The organism is Ensifer sp. ENS11 (genome assembly GCF_014851895.1).
GTDB classification, from domain to species: domain Bacteria; phylum Pseudomonadota; class Alphaproteobacteria; order Rhizobiales; family Rhizobiaceae; genus Ensifer; species Ensifer canadensis.
Genome location: NZ_JACVAN010000018.1, coordinates 26,280 through 50,447 on the forward strand (window position 1 = coordinate 26,280; position 24,168 = coordinate 50,447).

Annotated in this window: 22 protein-coding genes; 14 read left to right on the top strand and 8 right to left on the bottom strand. The window is 62.0% G+C overall.

The annotated features are described in order from the left end of the window. Window positions 1-34 precede the first annotated feature (34 nt). The 4 genes from IB264_RS26005 to IB264_RS26020 are packed head-to-tail and all read left to right on the top strand — an operon-like array spanning window position 35 to window position 4,300. Window positions 35-943 carry a carbohydrate ABC transporter permease gene (locus IB264_RS26005; RefSeq protein ID WP_025428296.1) on the top strand — a complete coding sequence of 303 codons (909 nt, stop codon included), beginning with the start codon at window positions 35-37 and terminating at the stop codon, window positions 941-943. After that, the gene (locus tag IB264_RS26010; protein ID WP_025428295.1) at window positions 943-1,773 is read left to right on the top strand and encodes a carbohydrate ABC transporter permease; all 831 of its coding nucleotides are present in this window, start codon (window positions 943-945) and stop codon (window positions 1,771-1,773) included. The genes IB264_RS26005 and IB264_RS26010 overlap by 1 nt, the downstream gene beginning before the upstream one ends. A gap of 16 nt (window positions 1,774-1,789) precedes the next feature. Continuing rightward, entirely contained in the window at window positions 1,790-2,890 is a 1,101-nt protein-coding gene (locus IB264_RS26015; RefSeq protein ID WP_057220694.1) for an ABC transporter ATP-binding protein, read from the top strand. A gap of 15 nt (window positions 2,891-2,905) precedes the next feature. Continuing rightward, window positions 2,906-4,300, top strand: coding sequence for a CehA/McbA family metallohydrolase (locus IB264_RS26020; protein ID WP_057225013.1), 1,395 nt, complete (start codon window positions 2,906-2,908; stop codon window positions 4,298-4,300). Between the two features lie 110 nt (window positions 4,301-4,410). On the opposite strand, the gene IB264_RS26025 is transcribed toward IB264_RS26020, so the two are convergent. Beyond that, complete coding sequence (locus IB264_RS26025) at window positions 4,411-5,160, bottom strand: sulfite exporter TauE/SafE family protein (RefSeq protein WP_057207406.1); 750 nt, start codon at window positions 5,158-5,160, stop codon at window positions 4,411-4,413. A gap of 97 nt (window positions 5,161-5,257) precedes the next feature. Between IB264_RS26025 and IB264_RS26030 the strand changes: the two genes are divergently transcribed. Continuing rightward, window positions 5,258-6,148, top strand: coding sequence for a LysR family transcriptional regulator (locus IB264_RS26030; protein WP_057225015.1), 891 nt, complete (start codon window positions 5,258-5,260; stop codon window positions 6,146-6,148). A 26-nt stretch (window positions 6,149-6,174) separates the two neighbouring features. On the opposite strand, the gene ggt is transcribed toward IB264_RS26030, so the two are convergent. Further along, window positions 6,175-7,920, bottom strand: a complete 1,746-nt coding sequence (gene ggt, locus IB264_RS26035) for a gamma-glutamyltransferase (RefSeq protein WP_057225017.1) — start codon at window positions 7,918-7,920, stop codon at window positions 6,175-6,177. Here ggt and IB264_RS26040 point away from each other — a divergent pair. Together IB264_RS26040 and IB264_RS26045 are read left to right on the top strand one after the other, a co-directional pair. Continuing rightward, entirely contained in the window at window positions 7,919-8,083 is a 165-nt protein-coding gene (locus IB264_RS26040) for a hypothetical protein (protein ID WP_156408417.1), read from the top strand. The two genes, ggt and IB264_RS26040, sit on opposite strands and share 2 nt — an antisense overlap. A 282-nt stretch (window positions 8,084-8,365) precedes the next feature. Next, a complete protein-coding gene (locus IB264_RS26045; RefSeq protein WP_025428289.1) occupies window positions 8,366-8,707 on the top strand; it encodes a GFA family protein in 342 nt (113 codons plus the stop codon). A 157-nt stretch (window positions 8,708-8,864) separates the two neighbouring features. On the opposite strand, the gene IB264_RS26050 is transcribed toward IB264_RS26045, so the two are convergent. Then, window positions 8,865-10,355, bottom strand: coding sequence for a sensor domain-containing diguanylate cyclase (locus IB264_RS26050; RefSeq protein ID WP_057225019.1), 1,491 nt, complete (start codon window positions 10,353-10,355; stop codon window positions 8,865-8,867). Between the two features lie 265 nt (window positions 10,356-10,620). Between IB264_RS26050 and IB264_RS26055 the strand changes: the two genes are divergently transcribed. The 5 genes from IB264_RS26055 to IB264_RS26075 all read left to right on the top strand — a co-directional run bounded on the left by IB264_RS26055 (window position 10,621) and on the right by IB264_RS26075 (window position 16,170). Further along, complete coding sequence (locus IB264_RS26055; RefSeq protein WP_057225116.1) at window positions 10,621-11,751, top strand: PspA/IM30 family protein; 1,131 nt, start codon at window positions 10,621-10,623, stop codon at window positions 11,749-11,751. Window positions 11,752-11,756: 5 nt separating this feature from the next. Beyond that, window positions 11,757-12,404, top strand: coding sequence for an OB-fold-containig protein (locus tag IB264_RS26060; RefSeq protein ID WP_057207353.1), 648 nt, complete (start codon window positions 11,757-11,759; stop codon window positions 12,402-12,404). Further along, complete coding sequence (locus IB264_RS26065) at window positions 12,401-14,080, top strand: flotillin family protein (RefSeq protein ID WP_057207354.1); 1,680 nt, start codon at window positions 12,401-12,403, stop codon at window positions 14,078-14,080. Before IB264_RS26060 ends, IB264_RS26065 begins: the two co-directional genes overlap by 4 nt. Window positions 14,081-14,242: 162 nt before the next feature. Next, on the top strand, window positions 14,243-15,049 hold the full coding sequence (locus IB264_RS26070) for an alpha/beta fold hydrolase (RefSeq protein WP_057225118.1): 807 nt from the start codon (window positions 14,243-14,245) through the stop codon (window positions 15,047-15,049). A gap of 113 nt (window positions 15,050-15,162) precedes the next feature. Then, window positions 15,163-16,170 carry an esterase family protein gene (locus IB264_RS26075; RefSeq protein ID WP_057225021.1) on the top strand — a complete coding sequence of 336 codons (1,008 nt, stop codon included), beginning with the start codon at window positions 15,163-15,165 and terminating at the stop codon, window positions 16,168-16,170. A gap of 97 nt (window positions 16,171-16,267) precedes the next feature. Here IB264_RS26075 and IB264_RS26080 read toward each other — a convergent pair whose 3' ends face one another. The 3 genes from IB264_RS26080 to IB264_RS26090 all read right to left on the bottom strand — a co-directional run bounded on the left by IB264_RS26080 (window position 16,268) and on the right by IB264_RS26090 (window position 18,674). Further along, a complete protein-coding gene (locus tag IB264_RS26080; RefSeq protein WP_057207356.1) occupies window positions 16,268-16,828 on the bottom strand; it encodes a type 1 glutamine amidotransferase domain-containing protein in 561 nt (186 codons plus the stop codon). A 78-nt stretch (window positions 16,829-16,906) separates the two neighbouring features. Then, complete coding sequence (locus tag IB264_RS26085) at window positions 16,907-17,200, bottom strand: hypothetical protein (RefSeq protein ID WP_128090486.1); 294 nt, start codon at window positions 17,198-17,200, stop codon at window positions 16,907-16,909. Between the two features lie 592 nt (window positions 17,201-17,792). Further along, window positions 17,793-18,674 (bottom strand): helix-turn-helix domain-containing protein, encoded by an 882-nt coding sequence (locus IB264_RS26090; protein ID WP_057225023.1) that lies wholly within the window; start codon window positions 18,672-18,674, stop codon window positions 17,793-17,795. 95 nt (window positions 18,675-18,769) lie between these two features. Between IB264_RS26090 and IB264_RS26095 the strand changes: the two genes are divergently transcribed. After that, window positions 18,770-20,332, top strand: a complete 1,563-nt coding sequence (locus IB264_RS26095) for a 4-hydroxyphenylacetate 3-hydroxylase N-terminal domain-containing protein (RefSeq protein WP_057225025.1) — start codon at window positions 18,770-18,772, stop codon at window positions 20,330-20,332. Window positions 20,333-20,342: 10 nt separating this feature from the next. After that, window positions 20,343-20,855, top strand: a complete 513-nt coding sequence (locus IB264_RS26100) for a flavin reductase (protein ID WP_057225027.1) — start codon at window positions 20,343-20,345, stop codon at window positions 20,853-20,855. Window positions 20,856-20,932: 77 nt separating this feature from the next. On the opposite strand, the gene IB264_RS26105 is transcribed toward IB264_RS26100, so the two are convergent. Together IB264_RS26105 and IB264_RS26110 are read right to left on the bottom strand one after the other, a co-directional pair. Further along, window positions 20,933-22,411, bottom strand: coding sequence for an aldehyde dehydrogenase (locus tag IB264_RS26105; protein ID WP_057225029.1), 1,479 nt, complete (start codon window positions 22,409-22,411; stop codon window positions 20,933-20,935). 59 nt (window positions 22,412-22,470) lie between these two features. Beyond that, window positions 22,471-23,922: an APC family permease gene (locus IB264_RS26110; protein WP_057225031.1), complete on the bottom strand. Its 1,452-nt coding sequence runs from the start codon at window positions 23,920-23,922 to the stop codon at window positions 22,471-22,473. Window positions 23,923-24,168: the final 246 nt, after the last annotated feature.

The window sequence follows — 24,168 nt, forward strand, 5'->3', positions numbered from 1 at the left end:
GAACCGCTTCGCCCTGCAATGGGAAACTCAACGCATGAAGAAATTCTCGCTACTGTCCACGCGGGCGGGCGCCCTTTTTCTGGCTCCCGCAACGGCATTGGTCGGTGTTTTCGTCATCATCCCCTTCTTCTGGGTGATCTTCGTTTCCTTCACCAACAGGACATTGCTTGGACGGACCGCGCTCGACCCGGATTTCGTGGGTCTCCAGAACTATTTCGCCCTCTTCAATCCTGCCACCTTTTTCACCCGCGGCCAGTTCGGCTTTTCGCTGATCCTGACGATCCAGTTCGTGCTGCTCTCCGCGCTCATCGGCCAGGCGCTGCTCGGGCTGATCCTCGCCTGGCTCAGCCAGTCCGTGTCGCCCGGTATGAAGTCCTTTCTGCAGACGACCGTCATTGCCGCCTGGATCCTGCCGGAAGTGGTCATCGGCTTCGCCTGGTTCGCATTCCTCGACTATGACAGCGGAACGCTGAACATGATCATGCGCGGTCTCGGCCTGCCGCCGGGAGACTGGCTGCTGCAGCAGCCCTTCTGGGTCATCGTGTTCTTCAACACCTGGCGGGGGGCTGCCTTCTCGATGATGCTGTTCAACTCGGCATTCCAGTCGATCCCGCCGAGCTATTTCCAGGCGGCGGATGTCGCCGGCGCAACCTCCTGGCAGAAGCTGCGCGATATCGCCCTGCCGCTGATCCGCGGCCATGTGGTCACCGATCTGATCCTCATCACCATGTGGACCTTCAATGTCTTCACGCCGTTCCTCTTGACCAATGGCGGGCCGTCCTATCGGACCGAACTGTTGTCGATCTACACCTACCGCATCGCCTTCAAGGATTTCGAGTTCGGCAAGGGCGCGGCCGTCGGCGTGGTCATCATGCTCATCAATCTGGCTTTCGCACTCGTCTATCTGAGGCTTGCCCACAAGAAGCCGGCGGAGGCCGAATGATGCCGTTCTCTTCCCGTATCTACTTCCGCCGCATGGGCTTTTCGGTGGTCGCCGCCCTGCTCGGCACCATCTTCGCGCTACCGCTCGTCTGGTTCCTCTTCGCGCCGTTCAACGCCCGCGCCGAACTCGGCCTTGCCATCCCGGAACCCTTCACGTTCGCCAATTTTGCTACGGTGTTTCAGAACACCTTCGCCATGCAGGCGCTGTTCAACAGCCTGGTGCAGGCCTTCGGCGGCGTCGTCCTCGTCGGCGCGGCAGCAACGCTTGCGGCTTATGCGCTTTCCCGCTCGCCAATCCCCGGAAAAGGCGCAGTCACCTATGTGCTCTTGCTGTTCTCGTCAGTGGTCTCCGGCTCGGCCGCGATGGTGCCGATCTTCCTGATCGTTTCTGCGGCCGGACTGATCGACACGCATCTCGCCGTCATTCTCGTCTTTGCCGGTGGGCTACTGCCGACAGCCATGTTCATCCTGCGCGACTTCATCGACGCCATCCCGCGCTCCTATGAAGAAAGCGCGATGGTTGCAGGCGCCTCTCCACTGCAGGCGTTCTTCGACGTCGCCCTGCCGGTGATCCGGCCGGGTATCGTCGTGGTCGTCGTCTGGGCCTTCGTCAACATCTGGGGAAGCTTCCTGATCCCCTTCATCCTCTTGCGCAGCGACAGCCTGATGCCCGCCTCCGTCGCCATCTATTCCTTCTATTCCGAGGCCGGCACGCCGATCGTCACACTGCTTGCCGCCTACTCACTCATCTATTCGCTCCCCGTCATCGCGCTCTACCTCTTCGTGAACTGGAAATTCGGTTTCCGGTTCTTCGGTGGCATCAAGTCGTAATCGGAAAACCAGTCTCATGGCCTCTGTCGAATTCCAGAACGTTTCCAAGAGCTTCGGCGCATTCAACGCCCTGCCCGATATCAGCTTCTCGATTGCTGACGGCGAGTTCGTCTGCCTGCTCGGACCATCCGGCTGCGGCAAGACGACGAGCCTGCGCATGATCGCCGGGCTCGAAACGCCGTCCTCCGGCAAGGTGCTGATCGGCGGCAAGGACGTGACCTACCTGCACCCGAAGGATCGGCAGATCTCCATGGTCTTTCAGGACTATGCACTCTATCCGCACATGAATCTTGCCGACAACATCGCCTATCCGCTGAAGGTGCGCGGCGAGGCGGAGGACAAGCGTCATGCCCGCGCCAGGGAGGTCGCCGACGTCTTGAAGATCGGCGATCTGATGAAGCGCCTGCCGAGCCAGATCTCCGGCGGCCAGCAGCAGCGCACGTCGCTGGCGCGCGCGCTCGTCTATCCGAGCCAGGTCTATCTCTTCGACGAGCCGCTCTCCAACCTCGACGCCAAGCTGCGCCTGGAAGCACGCGGGTTTCTCAACCACCTGCAGCGCGACATGGGCATGACCGCCGTCTACGTCACCCACGACCAGGCGGAAGCGATGGCGCTCGCCACCCGCATCGCGGTCATGGACAAGGGCCGGATCGTCCAGTTCGCGCCGCCGATCGAGATCTATCGGCGCCCGGCCACCACCTTCGTTGCCAATTTCGTCGGCAACCCGCCGATGAACCTCGTGCCGGCGCAGGCTGCAATCATCGACGGAAAGCTGCAGCTTCGCGCCGAGGGGCTGTCGGTCGCGGCACTGCCGGTTTCCGACGCCATCGCAAAGGCGGTCGGCGCCAAAACGATAACGCTCGGCGTTCGCCCGGAGCATCTGCGCATTGCCCGTCCCGACGACGGCAACATCATCACCGGCGAGCTTTTCGCCAACGAGAACATGGGGCCGGAAAGCCTGGTGACGATCGAGCGGAAAGATGCCGGCCGCGTCACGGCCCGCATTTTTACCGACGACGAGATCAGGGTAGACAAGACGGTGCGACTTTCCTTCGACGCCGAACACGTCACGCTGTTCGACAGCACCGGCGCCCGCATTCCCGTCCTTGGCGAATAGTCCGGACTGCTGCAAATGATGACGACCACCGTTCACGTGACACGCGCCGACCAGGCCGCCAACCCGTACTTTTACGTGCCCTTCGACGTGCCCGAGGGCACGACGCGCATCGATGTCACCATGGCCCATGCAAAAGCGGAAGATTGCATCATCGATCTCGGCATGCTTGATCCGCGCGCGACCGATTATCCGACCCGCGCCGGCTTTCGCGGCTGGAGCGGCGGCGCCCGCGACCGCTTTTTCGTCGCAACGGACGACGCCACGCCCGGCTACATCCACGGGGAGATGCCTGCCGGTCGCTGGCAGGTCATGCTCGGCCTTTACAAGCTTCCGCCAGAAGGTGCCGATGTCACGCTGACGTTCAGCCATGACAATGCGCCTCTCGCGCTCGAACCGCAGCCCGCGCGCACCTTCCCCGTCAGGAAGGCGGCCGGCTGGTATCGCGGCGATCTGCACTGTCACACCTTCCACTCCGATGCGGCAGGCTCGCCCGAATTGCTGCACGCAGCCGCCAAGCAGGCCGGGCTCGACTTTCTCGCCGTCGCCGACCACAACACCATCAGCCAGCGCCGCTATTTCCATCCCAACTCGTCCGCCGACCTCGTCTTTGTGCGTGCGATGGAGGTGACGACCGCAGTCGGCCATGCCAACGTCTTTGGCGTCGACGACTGGATCGATTTCCGCATGACCCGGCCCGAACATGGGCACACGCTTGCCGACATGGTGCATGAGCGCGGCGGCATGCTGTCGATCAACCACGACAAGCCGACGATCCCCTGGGATTACGACGTGCCGGAGATCGACTGCATGGAAGTCTGGCAATCGCACTGGATGGCCCGGAACTGGGTATCGCTCGGCCGATATCAGCAGCGGCTGGCTTCGGGCAAGAAAATCTCGGCAATCGGCGGCAGCGACTTCCACCAGCCGGCCCGGCTGATGCCCGAAGGGCCGCTCGTGCTTGCGCGACCGACGACGGTGCTGTGGCTCGACGAACTTTCTGAAAACGCGATCCTCGCCGCGATGAAGACCGGGCTTGGCTATATCACCGAGAGCCCTGATGGACCGCATTTGGCACTTTCGGTCGATGGCCAGCCGATGGGCTCGACGATCCGAGGGCCCGTCGACGCGAAGGCCGACGTTCACGGAGCAAAAGGCGATCGGCTGCTCTGGTTCGACGCGACAGGGCAGATTGCCGATCATCTCATCGAAGACGACCGCTGGGTCGGACAATTCTCCGGGCGGCCGAGCCTGTTCCTGCGCGCCGAAATCGCAGCAGAGAAGAGCCGGCCGCAGATAATCGGCGATTTCACCGCGGCCCTTGGCGGCGGGTTGCCCTGGCAATTAACCGAAGTGGAACTGCAACTACAGACCGTGCGCCGCGCCATCAGCAATCCGATCTATGTGGCGTGATCGGAGAGCATTTCCAGGAAAAGTGCGAAGCGGTTTTCCGTTAGGAAATGCTTGGAAACAAAAAGGTAGAGCGTTTCCGTGACTCCGTTTAAATCGGAAACGCTCTAGGGCTAGAAAAAGGGTCGCAGGGCCAGCTCCGCGCCAAGAAGCAGCAGACCGACCAGGAACCACCGGCGGAACGTGGTCGGGCTGACCAGACGGCGGATCGCCTGCCCGGCCCACATGCCGGCCAGCGCCGGCACGATGGCAACCACCGACAGGAGCAGGTTGTCGGCCTCCAACGCCCCACGCCACAGCAGACCTGCCGCAAGCGTCATCGTCGACACGGTAAAGGAGAGGCCGAGCGCCTGGATCAGGTCGTCCTTCTCCAGACCAAGGGCCTGCAGATACGGCACCGCCGGCATGACGAAGACGCCGGTGCAGCCGGTGACCACGCCCGTAATCATGCCGATAGGCGGAGACAACCACACCTCGGCCCTTGCCGGCACTGAGAACGGGCGCGCCATGAGCGTATATCCGGCATAGACCACAAGCGCCGTCCCGAGCATGGCTGTCGACAGGGCCGTATCGCCGCCCGCGAGAAGAGCCGTGCCGAGGATGGTACCGATGCCGATCGCCAGCATCATCGGCCAGAGCCGCAGCATGAGCGGGCCGAGGGCCGGACCCGCCAGCAGTTGCCAGACATTTGTCACGAGGGACGGCAGGATCAGCAGATTGGCGGCCGTAATCGGCGACAACAGCGCACCGAGCGCGCCCATGGCGACGGTGGGGAGCCCCATACCCGTCACGCCCTTGACCACGCCGGCGAGGAAAAAGGCGGCAGCAATTGCGCCGGTGAGCCATGTGGAGAGTTCGATCATGGCTCTAAAGTCATGAAGCATTGCGACAGCGCAATGCGGATGATCCGCAGGTTGGCTTCGGCTATGCCGAAGGCACATTTGCCGCTATCGTGCCGGCATGCGCTTCGATCTGATCGACCTTCGCCTGTTTCTTGCCGTCGTCGAGGCAGGCAGCATCACCCACGGCGCCGGGGTCGCGAACCTCTCCCTGGCCGCCGCCAGCGAGCGGCTGCGCGGCATGGAGGAGAACGGCGGCGTAAAACTTCTGGCGCGCGGCCGCAGGGGCGTATCCACGACCGCCGCCGGCGATGCGCTCGCCCATCATGCCCGGCTCGTACTGCGCCAGATGGAGCATATGCATGGGGAGCTCGGCGAATACGCCAGGGGATTGCGGGCGAGCATTCGCCTTCTCGCCAACACCGCCGCGATCACCGAGTTCCTGCCCGGCCGTCTTGGGCCTTGGCTTCGCGCCCACTCGCAAACCGATATCGACCTGAAGGAGCGCCAGAGCGCGGACATCGTCAAGGCCGTCTCAGGTGGCCGGGCTGAGATCGGCATCATCTCGGATGCCGTCGACGCGACCGGCCTGCGCCTCATCCCCTTCGCGATCGACCGGCTGGTTGCCGTGGTCGCCAAGAACCATGTTCTTGCAGAAACAAGACAGATCAGCTTCACGGATCTGCTCGACCACGCCTTCGTCGGCCTTGGGGAAGGCAGTGCCCTGCAGGCCCATATCGAGGGCCAGGCGACCCGCATCGGCCGCCGGATGAGCTACCGCCTGCGCGTGCGCAGCTTCGAGGATGTCTGCGGTCTGGCCGCACAGGATGTCGGTGTCGGCATCGTCCCGCAGACAGCTGCGCGCCGATGCCGTCGCACGGCGATTTCCGCCCTCCGCCTGACCGACAAGTGGGCGACGCGTCGCCTGTCGATCTGCCTGCGGCCGGATGAAGACCTCTCGCCGCTCGCCCGCAACCTGGTCGAGCATCTCGGCAATTTCAAGCCGGACTGACCGTCGAGGCGACCCGTGGCGGTCGATCAGTAGCCTCTGGCAGCACCCGCGCCGATGCGACTGTCGACCGCACCGTTGTAGCGGGCGCCACCGCCGTCCTTGATTTCGGCCAGGCTTTCGCCGCCAACAAGGATGCCGGTCGCCTGCCCCCAGATGCTCCAGCTCTTGTCGATCTGCACATCATGGCCCATCTCCGAGAGAAGCTTGCGCGTATCGGGCGAAAGGGCGTAGGGCTCCATGAACACTTTGTCCGGTAGCCACTGATGATGGATGCGCGGCGCGTCGACGGCCTCCTGAATATTCATGCCGTGATCGACCACGTTGAGGATCGCCTCGAGCGTGATCGTAATGATGCGCGCTCCGCCGGGGCTGCCGATCACCATGAACGGCTTGCCGTCCTTGGAGACGATGGTCGGGCTCATCGATGAAAGCGGTGTCTTGCCCGGTGCGATCGCGTTCGCCTCGCCCTGAACGAGCCCGTAAAGATTGGGAGCACCCGGCTTCGCTGTGAAATCGTCCATCTCGTTGTTGAGCAGAATTCCGGTTCCTGGAGCGACCACGCCGGCGCCAAAAGAACCGTTCAGCGTATAGGTAACGGCGACCGCGTTGCCCTCGTCGTCGATGATCGAATAGTGGGTGGTCTCCTTGCTTTCTGCGAACCCCTCCGGCATCAGCGCCTGCGAGACGCCAGCCTTGAACGGGTCGATCTTGCCGCGGATCTCGGCCGCGTAAGCCTTGTCGAGCAGTTTGGCGACCGGGTTCTCGACGAAATCGGGGTCTCCAAGCGTCGTGTTGCGATCGACATAGGCATGGCGCATGGCCTCGATCATCGCATGCACGGTTTCGGCCGAGCCGTAACCGAGATAGGAGAGCGGATAGCCTTCGAGAATGTTGAGGATCTCGCAGATGATGACGCCACCCGAGGACGGCGGCGGCGAAGAGACGATGTCATAACCACGATAGTTGCATTTGACCGGCTCAAGCTCGCGCACGGCGTATTGCTCGAAATCCTTCTTGGCGAGGATGCCGCCCTTGTCGGCACTTGCTTTGACGATGGCGTCGGCGATCGCCCCCTTGTAGAAGGCGTCGGTTCCCTTTTCGGAGATGCTTGTAAGCGAGGCGGCGAGATCCGCCTGGACCAGTGTCTCGCCGACGGCAAAGGGTTTGCCGTCGGGCTTCAGAAAGATTGCGGCCGCTGCCGGGTCCTTGGCCAGCCTCTCGGTTTTGCCGTCAAAGGAGTCGGCATCGCCCTGCTCCAGCCGAAAGCCATCCTTGGCAAGGGCGATGGCAGGCGCGATCAGCTCTTTCAGTGGACGCGTGCCGTAGCGGCTACGCGCCACTTCGAACCCCAGGACAGGACCTGGAACGCCAACGGCCAGATACCCGTTGGTGCTCAAGCCAGTGACCAACTGCCCCTTGTCATCGAGATACATGGTCTTGGTCGCAGCATCGGGCGCCCGCTCGCGAAAATCGAGGAAGGTGGTTTTTCCGTCCTTGAAGCGGATCGTCATGAAACCGCCGCCGCCGATATTGCCGGCGGTCGGATAGACGACCGCAAGCGCGTAGCCGACGGCTACGGCCGCATCGACGGCGTTGCCGCCCTTTTTCAGGACCTCGACGCCGATGTCCGACGCCAGATGCTGGGCGGTGACGACCATGCCGTGCTCGGCTTTGACCGGCTCCGGCGAAGCGGCCCTGACGGCCGATGGCGAAACCGAGCCGAGTGCGGCGATAAGGGTGAAGGACAGAACATTCAGGCAGGAACTGCGCATGCTTTTCTCCCGCGACAACAGGTTTTGCTGGCAATTGACGCCCTCGATTAAGGGCGGCGGCATCGAAGTTCGCAAAGGCACCACGCATCAGGCGGCGGACAACAGTCCGGCCATCGGGCGGGCTGAGGCTTGTTCAGAAATTGAAGCCTTGGCCGGAGTATAGACATGTGCGGACGGCACGGGCAATCGCCGCCTGACGATCATGATCGGCGAACAATTCGAATGCGAAGACGATCGGCTTACCATTGCTCTGTCATTGCCGCGACGCTACCCCAGTGAGTACCGGGTCGCGACAAGCCGGAGTGCAGCCGATGACCGCATCCTAGCGACCACCAAATTTTTGCCATTGCCATGAACAACCGTGGCTGTGACAGTTCGCTCCAGGGATCTGGTATCATCCGCATCCGGATTTCTGCACGAGGACACTAAACGGGAAGAAGGTCGCATGATCGAAGGCCATTGCCATTGCAAGTCGGTTCGCCTTTCCGTCCGTGTCCGCCCTGACACACTTGGCAGCTGCAACTGTTCGCTGTGTTCAAGACTAGGCACGCTTTGGGGCTATTACAACGCAGAAGAGGTTTCGATCAGCGACCCGCAGGGCAAGCTCGTCGGCTACGTCCAAGGCGATGCCACGTTGACGATGCACCATTGCGGCACCTGCGGTTGCACCACCCATTGGTCGCCGATCGGCACTGACGCGACGCGCATGGGTGTCAACATGCGCCTGTTCGATCGATCCGTCTGGGAAGACATACCCCACCGGCTCATCGACGGCGCCAGATGGTAGGTGCCACTCTCTTCCTACGCATGTTTCCTTACATCCTATTCGATTTGAGGATAAAAACATGCAGCAATCCAAAGCGCTACAGCGACATTTGCGCGTCTAATAAGACGCGCGGCGCTGTAGGGCGCCTTGCCTGCACGACAGTCCTGCAGAAACGGTGCTAGGCCGCCGAGGCTGCGCCGCCACGCTCGCTGGCCGCCTTGGCATATTGGGCGTCACGGCTCTCCTTTGTGGCGTATCGCGCCCGCTTCTGCTCGTACATGCTGAGGTCCGCTCGCTTGACCAGCGCCTCCATCGATTCGCCGGTATCGCTGGTCGAAACGCCGAGCGATATGCTGAGGGGAGCGTTGGAATAGAACTGGTTGTTGATCTTCAACAGTTCGTTGATCGTCTCGACCATGGTGGCCGCTGCCAGCCGGTCGGCACCCGGCATCAGGATGGCGAACTCGTCGCCGCCGATGCGGGCGGCATGGTTGGGCTGCGACACCGCACCGTTCAACACTTCGCCGAGCCGGCGCAGGAGGGCATCACCGGCGTCGTGGCCAAGCTGGTCGTTGGCCGCTTTCAGGCCATCAAGATCGATGACGATGGCCGAGACCGGGCGAAGCGACTTGCGCTCCAGCCTGTTCAGCTCGTCCATGTAGAAGGCGCGGTTGTGCAGCTTGGTCAGCACGTCATGCTTGCCGAGATATTCGAGATAGGCCTCGGCCTTCTTGCGTGCGGTGATATCGGTCAACGCCACCTGGACCAGCGACCAGTCGCCTTCATGGCCCGGAAGCACGGAGAATTGCAGCAGGACGTGGCGCTCGGAACCGTCGAGCGCATAATTGACCACCTCGCGGTGGTGCAGAAGATTGCCGTTCCACAGCTCGATCAACTGCTCCTTGAAGTGCTTCTCCATCTCGTTGCGGAAAATGTCGCCGAGACGCTGCAGCAACGTGTTCCGATCCGGCGCGCAGAACAGGTCGAGCGTCGCCTGGTTGATGTCGATGACCCTGATCTCGCTCATGCACTGGCGCACGAACTCCGGATGGACGTCCGTGAACACGCGAAAATCGACGATCCCTCGATGACGGACATCCTCGAGCAGCAACTTGATGCGACTGAAGTCCTCGACCCACAACGACACCGGCGAATGCTCGAAGATACCTTCGGCGTAACGGCGGTTGGCCAGTTCGCTGCGGCGCGCCTCCTCACGCGCCGTGACATCTTCCGTCGTCAGCAGCAACCGGCCGAGCGTGTTCTCGTATCCTGGTAGCACCGAGCCGCGCAGCTGAATGTCGAGCCTGCGGCCAGACAGCGTGTAGTTGACCGCGCTGCTGCTGAACTCGGTCTTGCCCTCCCACAATTCGGCAAGCTCATTGACATGGCTGTCGAGCATTTCATCGCGAAAGACCTTCGACAGGTTCGCGGAGAGGTGATCGAGATCCCTGGCTTCAAACAGGTCCAGTGTCCGGCGATTGACCTGCAGGACACGAATTTGGCTGGAGCAGGCGGCGACACGCGTCAAGTCTTCTCTGAGATAGGCGCGGATATCGACCACGCCCTCGGCCCGCCAACGATCGAACTGCGTTGTGACCCCGCTGAAATCCTCGATCCACATCGCGATCGGCGCCAGATCAAAAATATTGGTGTCGGAAGAACCTGTCATTACTGTTCCATCTCGGTTCGCGGGGAGAGGGTTCCGTGCAAGGCGCATCGCCTTTGAGTGCATTCTAACGGTCTTTAAGTAAAGATGCCTAAATCCTCAACCGCAGATCGCCGTCGATGCGAACCATCCGCTCAACACACGGCTGTCCGATCGATACGGCGTTTGCTTCGGTTACCGGCCGTCACACCGCATAGTAGAAATATTTGCAACCTGAGGTCACCACCTCCTTGAAAGCACCAAATCGGTGCTTTACATCAGATGCATGATGCAAATGACCCACACGGCGATCCTTCGCTACCGTCTCGCGCCCGACGACCAGGCCCGGCGCGCGTTGGTGGAAACGTTCGCCGCCTATGCGGCGATGCTGGCCCTGCTCGAGGAGCTGACGGCGGAAAAAGGCGGGGCAAATCTCGTGACCCTGCACGAGCTCGCCTATGAAACCGTCAGGGAGCACACGGGCCTTCCGGCGCGCTTCGTCACGCTGGGTCTGCGCGATTTCGCCTCAAACCGCGGACGTCCGAGCGATCCGCTGCGGCTGCCGCTCGACGAAAAGCTGTTTGCGATCAAGGGGCCGGCGGACCTGACGGTCGCAACCGTGCGTGGCCGTGTCGCCATCCCCTTCGACGTGGCGGGCTATTCGCGCGGCACGCTCAACATTTTTTCGGCCCAGCTCGTCGCCGATCTCGGCGGTTATGAAATTCACATCGGCGTCACGCCACACACGGATCGAACGGAGGAAGACATGATGATGAATGAAGGCATTCTTTCGCGCATGGGCCGGCTGATCGCCGGCATCGCCAACGCCGCCGTCGACAAAGCGGAAGGCACCAACAAGGTCGCCGTCGTCGAACAAGCCTTGCGGGAAATCGATGCCGCCGCCGAAGAGGCAAAGGCAGACATCGGCAAGGCGCGGGCTGAGGAATATCGCATTCAAAGTCGCCGTGAAGAAATCGTCGCCGATCTGAACATGTTGGAAGAAAAGATCCACATGGCGGTCTCGTCCGGCCGCGACGATCTCGCCAAGGCCGGTGTTGCCCGCCAGATCGACCTGGAATCCCAGACCGCAGCGCTCGACAAGGCGCTGGCCGATGCCCGGATCCATCTCGATGAGGGACAGAAGGCGCTGCAGGCCGTGTTTGCCACCCGCCGCGAAGCCGAAGCCAGACTTGCCGATCTGAAACGCAGCCTGACGCAGTATCCGGACGAACCGGCGGCAGCAAGGGCACGCAACAACCCCGCCGATGGTGCCGCGCGAGCCGCTGCCGCCGTCTCCCGCGTCACCGGCGTTCCCGCCGGCAGCAACGCGACCAGTGCCGAGCTCGACGAGCTCGACCGGCTTCACCGCGAGCAAGCGATCGAAGCGCGGCTGGCAAAGTTCAAAGCCGGAAAGGCCTGACCCCGATGGAGCTCTTTTTCGCTCCTGAATGTTTGCCCTTTGCGATTGCCGCCATCATGCTGGCGGCGTTGACCGCAATCGAGATGCTGTGCCTGCTGCTCGGATTTTCCCTTGGCGAGGTGATCGACAAGGCCGGGCTCGATGAGCACAACGGCATGGCCGGGCTCCTTTCCTGGCTGAATGTCGGCGGCGTCCCGATCCTCATCCTGGTGATGCTGTTGCTGGCCCTGTTCTCGATGACCGGGTTCGTCATCCAGAGCATCGCCCACAGTGTCTGGCTGCCGCTGCCGGCCATGATTGCCTCCATCCCGGCGCTTCTCTTGAGCCTTCCCGCAGTCAGGACATCGAGCCGGGCCGTGGCGCGGATCGTGCCGCGCGACGAAACCTATGTCGTCGACCTCTCCGAGTTCGTCGGCCAGACCGCCGAAGTGGCCGTGGGCCCGCTCGATCAGGGCCTGCCGGGGCGCGTGCGCCTCAAAGACAAACACGGAAACTGGCACAATCTGCGTGCCAAAGCCGCCAAGGGCGAAGCTGCCATCGCCATCGGTACACAGATCCTCATCGTCGACCGCGCCAAGGATGTCTTCATCGCCATTCCCGCGCCGGAAGACCTTCTCACTTCGCCAAACACCACCTCCATGGAGCAACAATGATCTTTGATCTTCTCCTGCCCGCCGGCATCGGCGTCGTCCTGATCCTCGGCATCGGCTTCGTGCTTGCATCGCTCTATACGCGATCGAGCCGGGACGAAGCCTATGTCCGCACCGGCCTCGGCGGCCAAAAAGTCGTCCTGGACGGCGGCTCTATCGTCCTGCCGATTTTCCATTCGATCGCCCGGGTCAATCTGAAGACCCTTCGTCTTGAAGTTCGCCGCGGCGAAGGCGACGCGCTGATCACCAAGGACCGCATGCGCGTCGATATCGGCGCCGAATTCTACGTCCGCGTGAAGCCCGACGCGTCGTCGATCGCGCTTGCGGCCCAGACGCTTGGCGACCGCACCAACGATGCGGAACAGCTGCGCGTGCTGATCGAGGCGAAGTTCGTCGACGGCCTGCGCTCGGTCGCCGCCACCATGAGCCTCGACGCTCTGCAGGAGCAGCGCATGGATTTCGTCAAGGCGGTTCAGGAAGCGGTTGGTGCCGACCTGCAATCGAACGGCCTTGAACTGGAGTCCGTGTCGCTGACACGGCTCGACCAGACCGATATCAAGCACTTCAATGCCAACAACTTCTTCGACGCCCACGGCCTCGCCGCGCTGACGCGCATCACCGAAGGCCGCAAGAAGGAGCGCAACGAGATCGTGCGCGACACCGAAGTCGCCATCGCGCAGAAGGATCTTGAGGCTCGCCAGCAGTCGCTGGCGATCGAACGAACCAAGCGGGAAGCGGAACTGAACCAGGAACGCGACATCGCCAACAAGTCTGCAGCGACCCGCGCCGAGACCGCCCAACAGGAGCAGGCCGCCAAGCGCGCCGAAGAAGAGGCCCGCATCGCCACCGAGCAGGCCATTGCCGAGCGCGAGGCGGCCGCCAAGCAGGTGCGCGAAAGCGCCAATATCGAGGCGACCCGCACGGTCCAGCAGCGCGATACGGAAGCCAAGCGCGACCTGCAAATCGTCGCCCAGGAAAGTGCTATCGCCGTCGCCAACAAGAGCCGCGAGGAGTCCGAGGCGAAAGCTCAGGCTGAAACCGCACGCGCTCTGGCAATCGCCGCGGAAGAAAAGGTCGGCACCGCCAAGGCCGTCGAAATTGCCGAGCGCGAACGCCAGATCGCCGTCATCGACGCCCGCAAGACTGCTGAAACCGAAGCAACGGCCGTCACCGTCGGCGCCGAAGCTGAAAAGCAGGCGGCCACTGACCAGGCCGATGCCATCAGAACCCTTGCAACCGCCGAGGCTGAGGCCGCAGTGATCAAGGCCAAGGGCATTCTGGAGACCGGCAAGGCGGAAGCCCAGAGCGAGGCGCTGCTCAACGAGGCGCGCAACAAGCTCAGCCCCGCCATCATCGAGTTCGAGATCCTGCGCGAACGCATCCGCATCATCCCGCAGGCGCTGGCCGAGGCGGTGAAGCCGATCGAGAAGATTTCCGATATCCGCATCTTCGACACCGGCGGCATGCTGGGTCGTGGCGGTGCCGGTGCGGGCGGCGCAAGTGGTATCGGCATGGGCGAAGGCCTTGCCGGACAGTTGCTCGCCTACCAGGCCAACAAGCCGATCCTCGATCGCCTGCTGAAAGAAGCCGGCTTCGAGGGCGACAACGCGGTCTCTTCGCTGCTTGCCAATCTGCAGGGCGACGAGCCCAAGGAACTGGAAGTGCTCGAAAAAGACTGAGTTTTTCCAATCGCGCCGGCCGCCTCCACATGGCCGGCGCAGATTGAACCTAGGCGAAGACAACAGCCTACCGAACATTGGAACAAGCACCCGCTACCCTTGCGGCAATCGTCACGGTCTCTATCTGACGGCGTTCCTGCAGCGCTGAATGGGATGTATGCAATGACCTTTCGCGACCTTGATCTGACTTATGTTGAAAGCCACGGCATCCCACCGCTTCCGGAGCCGGACGAACAGGGCTTCGTCGAAAACGAAGGCGCACGCATCTGGTATGCGAGCCATGGTTCCGGCCCCGCAGTCATCCTGCTGCATGGTGGCATGGGAAACAGCGGAAACTGGGGCTATCAGGTCCCGGCAATCGTCGAAGCCGGCTATCGCGCTGTCGTCATCGACAGCCGCGGCCACGGCCGCAGCACACGCGACGCACGTGAATACAGCTACCAGCTGATGGCCGCCGATACCCGCGCCGTCATGGATCGGCTAGGGATCGAGAAGGCCGCGATCGTCGGCTGGAGCGATGGCGCCGATACTGCCCTGATCCTCGCCCAAGAAACGCCCGAGCGCGTTGCCGGCATTTTCTTCTTCGCCTGCAACGTCGACGATACAGGCACCAAACCGTTCGTGTTCACCCCTGTTATCGGCCGCATTTGGCAGCAACATCAGAAGGACTACGCCGCATTCTCGGCGACGCCAGGTGATTTCGACGCGCTCTCGGCAGCCGTCGAAACGATGCAGCGGACACAGCCCAACCTGTCGGCGGCAGCACTTGCCGGTATCTCCGTGCCCGTGGCCGCGGTCCTTGGCGAATTTGACGAATTCATCGAGCAGGAGCACATGACCTATCTCGCCAAAACGCTACCTGACGCGACGCTTCACGACCTTCCCGGTCTCAGCCATTTTGCCCCATTGCAGGCACCGGATGTTTTCAATGGCGCCGTGATGACGTTCTTGACGAGCATCTTGCGCTAGCGCCCTACGCGATCCCGAGAGCCGTCCTTTCGAAGGGACGTCTTCAAACCGACGATAATGGTGGCTCGTGTCGATTGCGCGCGATACAACCGGGGAGCGATCAGGAGGAAAGAATGCGGAAGTCAGATTATCCCAAGGGCACGGTGTCCCGTCTCAGCGTCGACAGCGACGTGCTTAAAAGCAACAGGCTCGGGGATCCGAGCCGCCGCGACGTCGATGTCTATATCCCGGCAAACCATGATGGCGCCGGCCTGCCGTTGCTCGTCGATCTCGTCGGCTTTACGGCCGGCGGCCCTCTGCACACCGCCTGGAAAGCCTTCTTCGAGAACGTCCCGGAGCGCCTGGACCGGCTGATTGCGACCGGGCAGATGCCGCCGTTGGTCGTCGCCTTTCCCGATTGCTTCACTTCTCTTGGCGGCAACCAATATGTCAACAGCGAGGTCGTCGGCCGTTGGGAGGATTTCCTCATCGACGAGATGCTTCCGGCAGTCGAAACCCGCTTCGGCTGCGGCGGCACCGGACGGCGCGGCGTTTTTGGAAAAAGCTCGGGTGGCTACGGCGCGTTCTCCCACGCCTTCCGGCGGCCGGATGTCTGGGCTGCGGCAGCGAGCCATTCCGGAGACGCCGGCTTCGACCTGATGGCGGCTGACTTTCCCATGGTGCTGCGCGCGCTTGCGCGGCATGATCTCTCGATTGAAAGCTGGTTTCGAGCCTATGAGGCCCGGGAGAAACATGCCGATGAGGACATCCCCGTCCTCCTCGTTTTGGCCCAGGCGGCAAGCTACGACCCCGATCCCAACCTCGAGGCCTTCAAAGGCCTGCGGCTCCCGGTCGATCTGGAGACCTGCGAGCTGATCGACGACCGCTGGCAGAATTGGATGGCGTGCGATCCCGTTGAGCTCGCCAAGACCCATGGGCACAACATCGGCAAGCTCAAGGCCTTCTACATGGATTGCGGCACTGTGGATCAGTACAATCTGCTCTACGGCAATCGCCGCATCCATCGGACGCTGAAGCAACTCGGCATCGAACACACCTATGAGGAGTTCGAGGACAACCACAATTCGGTCGATTACCGCATGGATGTCAGCCTGCCCTTCCTTGCCAAGGCGCTGCAGTAACGAGCGTCAATGGCCCGACCGGAAGCAAACGCCGGCCGGCCATGGTGTCTCGAGATGCGGCGATACCTGATGGCGGTCGCCCTCGTTTCTGTCGAGTTTAAGCGGCACGCCGATCGTGGCGACCCTCTTCGATCTCCTCGACGATCTTGGCAACAAAGGCGTCGAGATCGTCTGGCGAGCGGGAGGTGACGATACCGTGGTCGCTGACGACCTTCAGATCGACCCATTGCGCGCCGGCATTCTCGACATCCTTGCGGATGGAGGCATAGGACGTTGCCTTGCGCCCCTTCAAGGCGTCGGCTTCGACAAGCAGCCACGGCGCATGACAGATGGCTGCCACCACCTTGCCCGACTGCACGAAATCGGTGACGACGCGCATCGCGTCGGGGTTCTTCCTTAGCAGGTCCGGGTTGATCTGCCCGCCTGGCAGCACAAGCGCATCAAAATCTCGCACGAACACGTCCTTTGCCGTCAGGTCGACGTCAACGGTGTCGCCCCAGTCGCCCTTGTCCCAACTCTTGATGGCCCGTTTTTCCAGCGATGCGATGGTCACTTTGGCGCCGCGCTTTGACAGTTCGTCGCGCGGGACGTGCAGTTCCGAGCGCTCGTAGCCGTCGGTAGCGAGGATCAGAATTTTGGCTGTGTCGATCGATGGCATGGCGAAGTCCTTCCCGGTTTGTGAACCCAGGGGTAGAACCGGCTGCGAATGAAATGGTTCCGACCTTCTGCAAGCCCTTCAGGGCGCAAGCAACCAGAACACCAGCCCGGAAAGAAGGATGAAAAGGGCGATCAGCCTGGCGAAGCGCTGCATGCCGTGGGATGTGTCGTCGCCCAAAAGCGCGTTCCACAAGGCTCCGCCGGAAGCATCGACGTCGGTGGTTGCCGCAGACGCCGGCGCTTGTTGCGCTGACACTGCCGAACTGTAATCGTGAGGACGCGGCTGCCGGTTCACCGTTGTGGATTCGTCAAAATAAACCCCGGCGCTGACAATCCCGCCGTCGCCGGCATCTGCCACCTGGCTCTCACGCAACACGCGATCCTCCGGCTCCGGTCGTCCCAACAGCGCGTGAAGCCAGGCACGGCGCGCCTGAGCCGTCGCCGCGTGACGTGGCCATTGCGCTGACGGCAGCAGCATTGCGGACGTGCGTCTGCCTTTCGGGTGACGGACTGACATCTTGGGGCCTCCCGTAACAACAATACACCGGAAACGCGTTTGTTCCATCACAACACGGTTCACCGCCCGGAAAACGCGAAGGGCGGCAGACGTCTCGTGACCACAGCACCTGCAAGCTGACGAACGGCAGGCCCGCCGCCGCCCGATGCGGGAGAGCCCCGAAATAGAAAAGGCGCTCGACCCTTGACGGGGAGCGCCTTTTCTTGACCCGGACAACGTCAAACGCGCGGGCTTAGCCGCTGCAGGACGCCATCGATACGGGTAGTGATGCCCTAGATAGTCAGTGGCTCAGGGTTTTCAAGGCCCAATCATGATTATCCCGGAAATTGTTTGATCGGCACGGCAAAGACACTTTGTCGGGCCGGATCCGATCGGGATTTCTTCCACTCGGCGGTCCGTAATGAAGCATGGATGAACGCATTGTCGGGACAGATAGGCAAAGTCGTAATCAGGATGGCACCATCGCGTCCGCCAGCTTGAGCCGTCGCCAGTCGCTTGGCGCCATGCCGGTACGCAAGCGGAAGAAACGGGAGAAGTAGGCGGCATCCTTCAGTCCGATCTCGTAGGCTATATCTTCCAGTGATCGAACGGTGAAAAGCAACAGACGTTTGGCTTCCAGCAGCCGGCGCTCATTGATCAGTTCCTTCACCTGCATCCCGAACGCGGCATTGCTGGCCTTGGCAAGCAGGTGCGGGGTGGTCGCAAGAGCACTCGTATAGCGCCCAACCGTCCAGTTCTCGCGAAAATGCGCATCGATCATGCGCCGCAACTGTGTTGCGAGCATCATATCGGGGGACTGCGACGGCGATGGCGCGGCGGTGGCAAGGCGCGCGATCTGCGTCAGGATCGCCGATACCAGCGATGCCATCATCGACTGGGTACCGAAAGCTCCCGTGCCGTACTCCTCTGCGATCATGTCCATCAATGACGATAGGCGCTGCCACTGCCGGTCGTCCCGGGCGCCGGCAACCATGATCGGCGCATCGAGCGCCAGGACTGTTCTCTCCCGGGCGGACAGCATCAAGCCGTCGGCGATCGATATTACGAAAGCATCGCTTTCCAGCGGTTCGACGGAGAAACCGTGCACGATACCGCTTGGCACGAAGCTGACGGCTGGCGCGGAAAAGTCCAAAACCTTGTCTTCGATGAAATACGACCCACGTCCGCGAAACCAGTAGGTCACCTGGGCAAGTTGATCATGCTTATGGGCCCTGACCTGTCCTTGATGCAGTCCACGCCGAGCCATCACCGTTTCGACGTGGAAGAACCCCGGTTCGAGCTGTTGTTCCGGTTCGCCGTAGACAAAGAAGCTTGGAATGATGTCGGCCATCAACCACCCGAAAAAGTGCAAGTCATTTTGGCATTCTGTCCATGGCTGCCTCGACAATCAATGCCTAGTCTTGACGAAACTCAAGGAGGAGAACCATGAGAGCTGAGGATTTTCGCGCCGACAAGGCGCGCCCGTTTACCGGGGCCGAATATCTCGAAAGCCTGCGTGATGGCCGCGAGGTCTATATCAACGGCGAGCGCATCGCGGATGTGACCACCCACCCCGCCATGCGCAATTCGGCCCGCTCGCTGGCAAGGCTCTACGATGCGCTGCACGACCCGGCGAGGAAAAAGACCCTGACCGCCCCCACTGACACCGGCTCCGGCGGCTACACTCACAAATATTTCCGCGTCGCCCGATCGTCTGCCGACCTCGTTGCCCAGCAGGGCGCCATCGCCGAATGGGCGCGCATGTCCTACGGCTGGATGGGACGCACGGCCGACTACAAGGCGGCGTTGATGAACACGCTTGGCGCCAACGCCTCCTGGTACGGCCCGTTCAAGGACAATGCGCTCGCCTGGCACAAGCGCGCCCAGGAGGCGGCGCTGTTCATGAACCACGCGATCGTCAACCCGCCGATCGACCGGCATAAACCTGCCGATGCGGTGAAAGACGTGTTCGTTCATATCACCAAGGAAACCGATGCCGGCATCTATGTCTCCGGCGCCAAGGTGGTGGCGACGTCGTCGGCGCTGACGCACTATAATTTCCTTGCCCAGAGCTCGGCAACAGTGACCGAGGATCCGTCGCTCTCGGTGATGTTCATCGTCCCGATGAATGCGCCTGGAATCAAGATGTTCTGCCGCGTCTCCTACGAGCAGACGGCCAACACTGTCGGCCATCCCTTCGACTATCCGCTGTCGTCGCGCTTCGACGAGAACGATGCCATCCTGGTGCTCGACAATGTGTTCGTGCCCTGGGAGGACGTGCTCGTGCTGCGCGATGCCGCCAAGATCCTTTCGTTTCATCCGGCATCGGGCTTCATGCACGGCTACTGCTTCCAGGGTTGCACCCGCTTTGCCGTCAAGCTCGACTTCCTCGCCGGCCTGCTGGCCAAAGCGCTGCGGGCAACCGGCGGCGACGCGTTTCGCGGCAACCAGGCAGCCCTTGGCGAGGTCATCGCGCTTCGGCACATGTTCTGGAGCTTTTCCAATGCCATGGCCTACAACCCCATCCCGTGGGCGGATGGCGCCGTTCTGCCCAATCTCGAAGCCGCACTCTCTTACCGAACGTTCATGTCGGAAGCCTATCCGCGAGTGGTCGACACCATTCGCCGGGTTATCGCGTCCGGCCTCATCTACCTGCCGTCCTCGGTCAGGGATTTCGGCAATGGCGAGATCGATCGCTACCTCGCGCAATATGTCCGCGGCTCCAACGACATGGGGCATATCGAGCGCATCAAGATCATGAAGCTGCTGTGGGACGCGACCGGCACCGAGTTCGGCGGGCGCCATGCGCTCTATGAACTCAACTATGCCGGCGCGCCTGAAGAAGTCCGCCTGCAGGTGCTGAAGGGCGCCGAGCGCGGCGGGCGTCTGAAAGAGATGGAAGCCCTCGTCGACACCTGTATGAGCGACTACGACCAGCATGGCTGGACCGGCGACACCTGGCTGCCGCCAATTGGCGCCGAGGCGCCGATCCGCAATGCGGCCGAGTGAGGCGATTGCCATGGAAACGGCTATCTCCAAGACCGAATTCCGCAACGCGATGGCGCGGGTCTGTGCGCCCGTCAATGTCGTCACCACCAATGGACCCGCCGGGCGCGGCGGGTTCACTGCAACGGCGATGTGCTCGGTGACCGACGACCCGCCGAGCCTGCTCGTCTGCATGAACCGGAACTCGACGCAATGCGGCCTGTTCATCGACAACCGGCGCTTCTGCGTTAACGTGCTCAGCCACGACCACACCGAGCTCGCCGGCCATTTCGCCGGCGCCACCAAGGACATGGCAACCCGCTATGCCGCCGCCGACTGGGTCGAGATGCAGTCGGGAAGTCTCGCTGTGAAGGATGCGATCGTCTCGCTCGATTGCGAACTGGCGGAAGCAAGATTGCTCGGCACCCACCACATCCTGATCGGCCGCGTCGTCGGCATAAGATCGCGTAGCGACGGCAACGCGCTCCTCTACTTCGATCGCAACTACGTGCACGTGCCAACACAGCTCGGCAGTTTCGGCGGGTAGAATACCGAAATACAAAAACGAAACGGGCCGGTGTTCAACTCCGGCCCGTTTCGTTTGGTGGCGATTATTCGCTGCCCTCAGAGCTGGATCCAGGCGGTCTTGAGGTCGGTGTATTTGTCGAGCGCGTGCAGTGACTTGTCGTGGCCATTGCCCGACTGCTTCACTCCGCCAAGCGGCACCGTATTGTCGGCGCCGCCATAGGTGTTGACGTGCACGACGCCGGCCCGAATAGAGCGCACAATGCGATGCGCCCGCGACAGGTTCGCGGTCCAGACGGCCGCCGCAAGCCCGTATTCGGTGCCATTGGCGATGCGGAGCGCGTCGGCTTCATCGTCGAAGGGGATGATCGAGAGGATCGGCCCAAAGACTTCTTCTCTGGCGAGCGTCATGCCCGGATCGACGTCAAAAATCGTCGGCCGCATGTAGAAGCCGCCCGTTTCCTCGAGGATACGCTTGCCGCCGGCCCTCAGCCGCGCGCCCTCGGCTATCGCTTGCTCGGCGAAACCGAGATTCTTCTTAAGCTGGATTTCGCTGGAGATCGCACCGGCCTCGGTTGTCAGCAGTAGCGGATCGCCGACCTTCATGTTTGCTGCGATCGCCGCAACCTTCTCGGTAAAGGCCTCGTGGATCGATCGCTCCACCAGCAGGCGCGAGCCGGCAACGCAGACCTGGCCGGAGTTGCGGAAGATACCATAGGCTGAGATTTTCGCCGCCTGATCGAGATCCGGGGCATCGGCAAAGACGATGTTGGGCGACTTGCCGCCTAGCTCCAAATAGACGCGCTTGAGGTTGGAGCGCGCCGAATATTCAAGCAGTCGCCGGCCGACGCCGCCCGAGCCGGTAAAGGCGAGCACGTCGATATCCGCATGGAGACCGATCGCCTCGCCGGTGACCGCCCCCCTGCCCGTCACGACATTCAACACGCCCTCAGGCAGGCCGGCTTCGGCGCAAAGTTCGGCGAGCCGCAGCAAGGTCAGTGACGCGCCCTCTGCAGGCTTCAGAATGACCGAATTGCCGGCCGCGAGCGCCGGCGCGATCTTCCAGGCGCCGATCATCAGCGGAAAGTTCCAGGGAACGATAGCGGCGACAACACCGACGGGTTCGCGAAGAACGAGCCCGAGCACGTTGTCAGCGGTCGGCGCGATCTCGCCGTAGACCTTGTCGATCGCCTCGCCGTAGTAGCGAAAGGTACCGGCGGCGCTGCCTGGCTCAGCCTTCAGCGCCATCGAAATTTCGGTGCCATTGTCACGTACGCCGAGAACGGCAAGTTCGAGAGCATTTTTCTCGATGAGTTCGGCTATGCGCAGAAGCACCTTCTTGCGCTCCGCCGGTGCAGCCCTCGACCATGTGCCCTTCTCAAAGGCCGCCCGGGCGGCACGCGCAGCGGCATCGACGTCGTCGACATCAGCATCGGCGATGGTCGTGAGGCGCGTGCCATCGATCGGGGAAATGACATCCAGCATCCTGCCGGACTGGGCGCCGCGCCAGTTGCCGCCGATGAAGAGCTTTTGCGGCGGCACCACATTGCGGCGCAACTGGTCGATTTTTTCCTGCATGTTTTCCGTTCCATGTGTCAGGCAGAAGAGCGGCCGATTGCTCGGCCGCCCCTATCGGATCAGATCTCCTGGCCGGCGCCAAGCCGGGCAAATTCGAGCGGACGGCCCGATTTGAGCATCGCCGCCAAGCCAAGCCCGATGACGCCAGCGATAACGACAAGTCCGGGCAGGAAGACCGCAAGCAGACCGGTGGCGCCGGCGAGGTCGCCGAAGTTGATCGCAATGGCGATGATCACTGCAATCAGGATGATGCCTGTGATGACCGGGATGATCTTGGTCACCAGCGCATTCGATTCCAATCCCGGATTGCGATTGAAGAAAGCGACGATGGCAAAGGCGGTAAACGCCATCAGCACCATCACGGCCAGCGTGCCGACATTGGTCAGCCAGGAAAACAGCGCCAGCACCGGATCCTGTCCGGTTGCCGCAAACAGCGCAACGACAAGCACAGCTGTAATCGTCTGGATGACCGAGCCGGCGTGCGGGCTATGGTAGACCGGATGGGTGACGCCGATCGAAGCCGGCAACAGGCGCTCGCGGCCAGCGACGTAGAGATAGCGGGCGACACCATTGTGAAACGCCAACACGCCGGCAAACAGGCTGGTGACGAAGAGTACATTCATGATCGGCGGCAGCCAGCCTCCGGCATAGCGCTCGGCGAGACCGAAGAGGAAGGTGGTCGGATCGGCAAGGCCCTGCAGTTCCGGCACCAGCTTGTCTGCACCGGCCGCATTCACCATCAGCCAGGATGTCAGCATGTAGAAAACGCCGATAATCAGCACGGAAATATAGGTCGCGCGCGGCACGGTCCTGTGCGGATCGCGGGCTTCCTCGCTGTAGATCGTCGTCGCCTCGAAGCCGATGAAGGCTGCAAAGCAGAACAGGATGCCGATCGACGGCGAGCCGGACATCAGGGCCGAAGGCGCGAAGGACGTCATCGTCAGGCCGCTGTCGCCGCCCTTGGCGATGATCGCAACGTCGATGACCAGCACGACGAGATATTCGAGAATGACGAGCACCGTCAGCACTTTCGCTGACAGGTCGACGCGGCGGTAGCCGAGAACGCCGACAATCGCGATGCCGATGAAGGTCCAGACCCACCAGGGCAGGTCGAGGCCGAGCCCGGCAAAGAGGCCGGCGGTCGCCGCGCCGAACAGGCCGAAGACGCCGATCTGCATCGCGTTATAGGCAAGGATCGCGATCATCGCGGCGGCACCGCCCATCAACCCGCCGAGCCCCTGCGCGGTATAGGCGTAGAAGGCGCCGGCGTTGCGGATATGCCGCGCCATGGCGACGTAGCCGATCGAAAACATCAGAAGGATCAGCGTGACCAGCAGAAACGTGCCGGGAATGCCGGCGCCGTTGCCGAGCAGCATTGCCAGCGGCACACCGCCGGCGACCGCCGTCAACGGCGCGGCGGCCGATACCACGAGAAATGTGACGGCACCGACTCCGAGCGCATTCCTGCGCAGCTGGTTGGCGCCGGTTGCGGGCGACGATTGATTGTCCATAGCTTCTTAGCTCCCCTTTTCTTGGCACTATTTGCCTTCGCCTCAGGTCCATCTCTCCAAAGGCATCCTCCGCGAAGCTGCTGCTGACCATGTTGCTTTTTGTTCTTGGCCGCGCGCAATAATCGGTTCAATATTCAAACCGTTGCTTCAAATATAGACTTGCAAATGCCACGGCGACCTGTCAAGTTATTTCGCATGTTAAGTATCTCGGCCGGATAAAAACGCGATACGGGCGACCAAACCGCC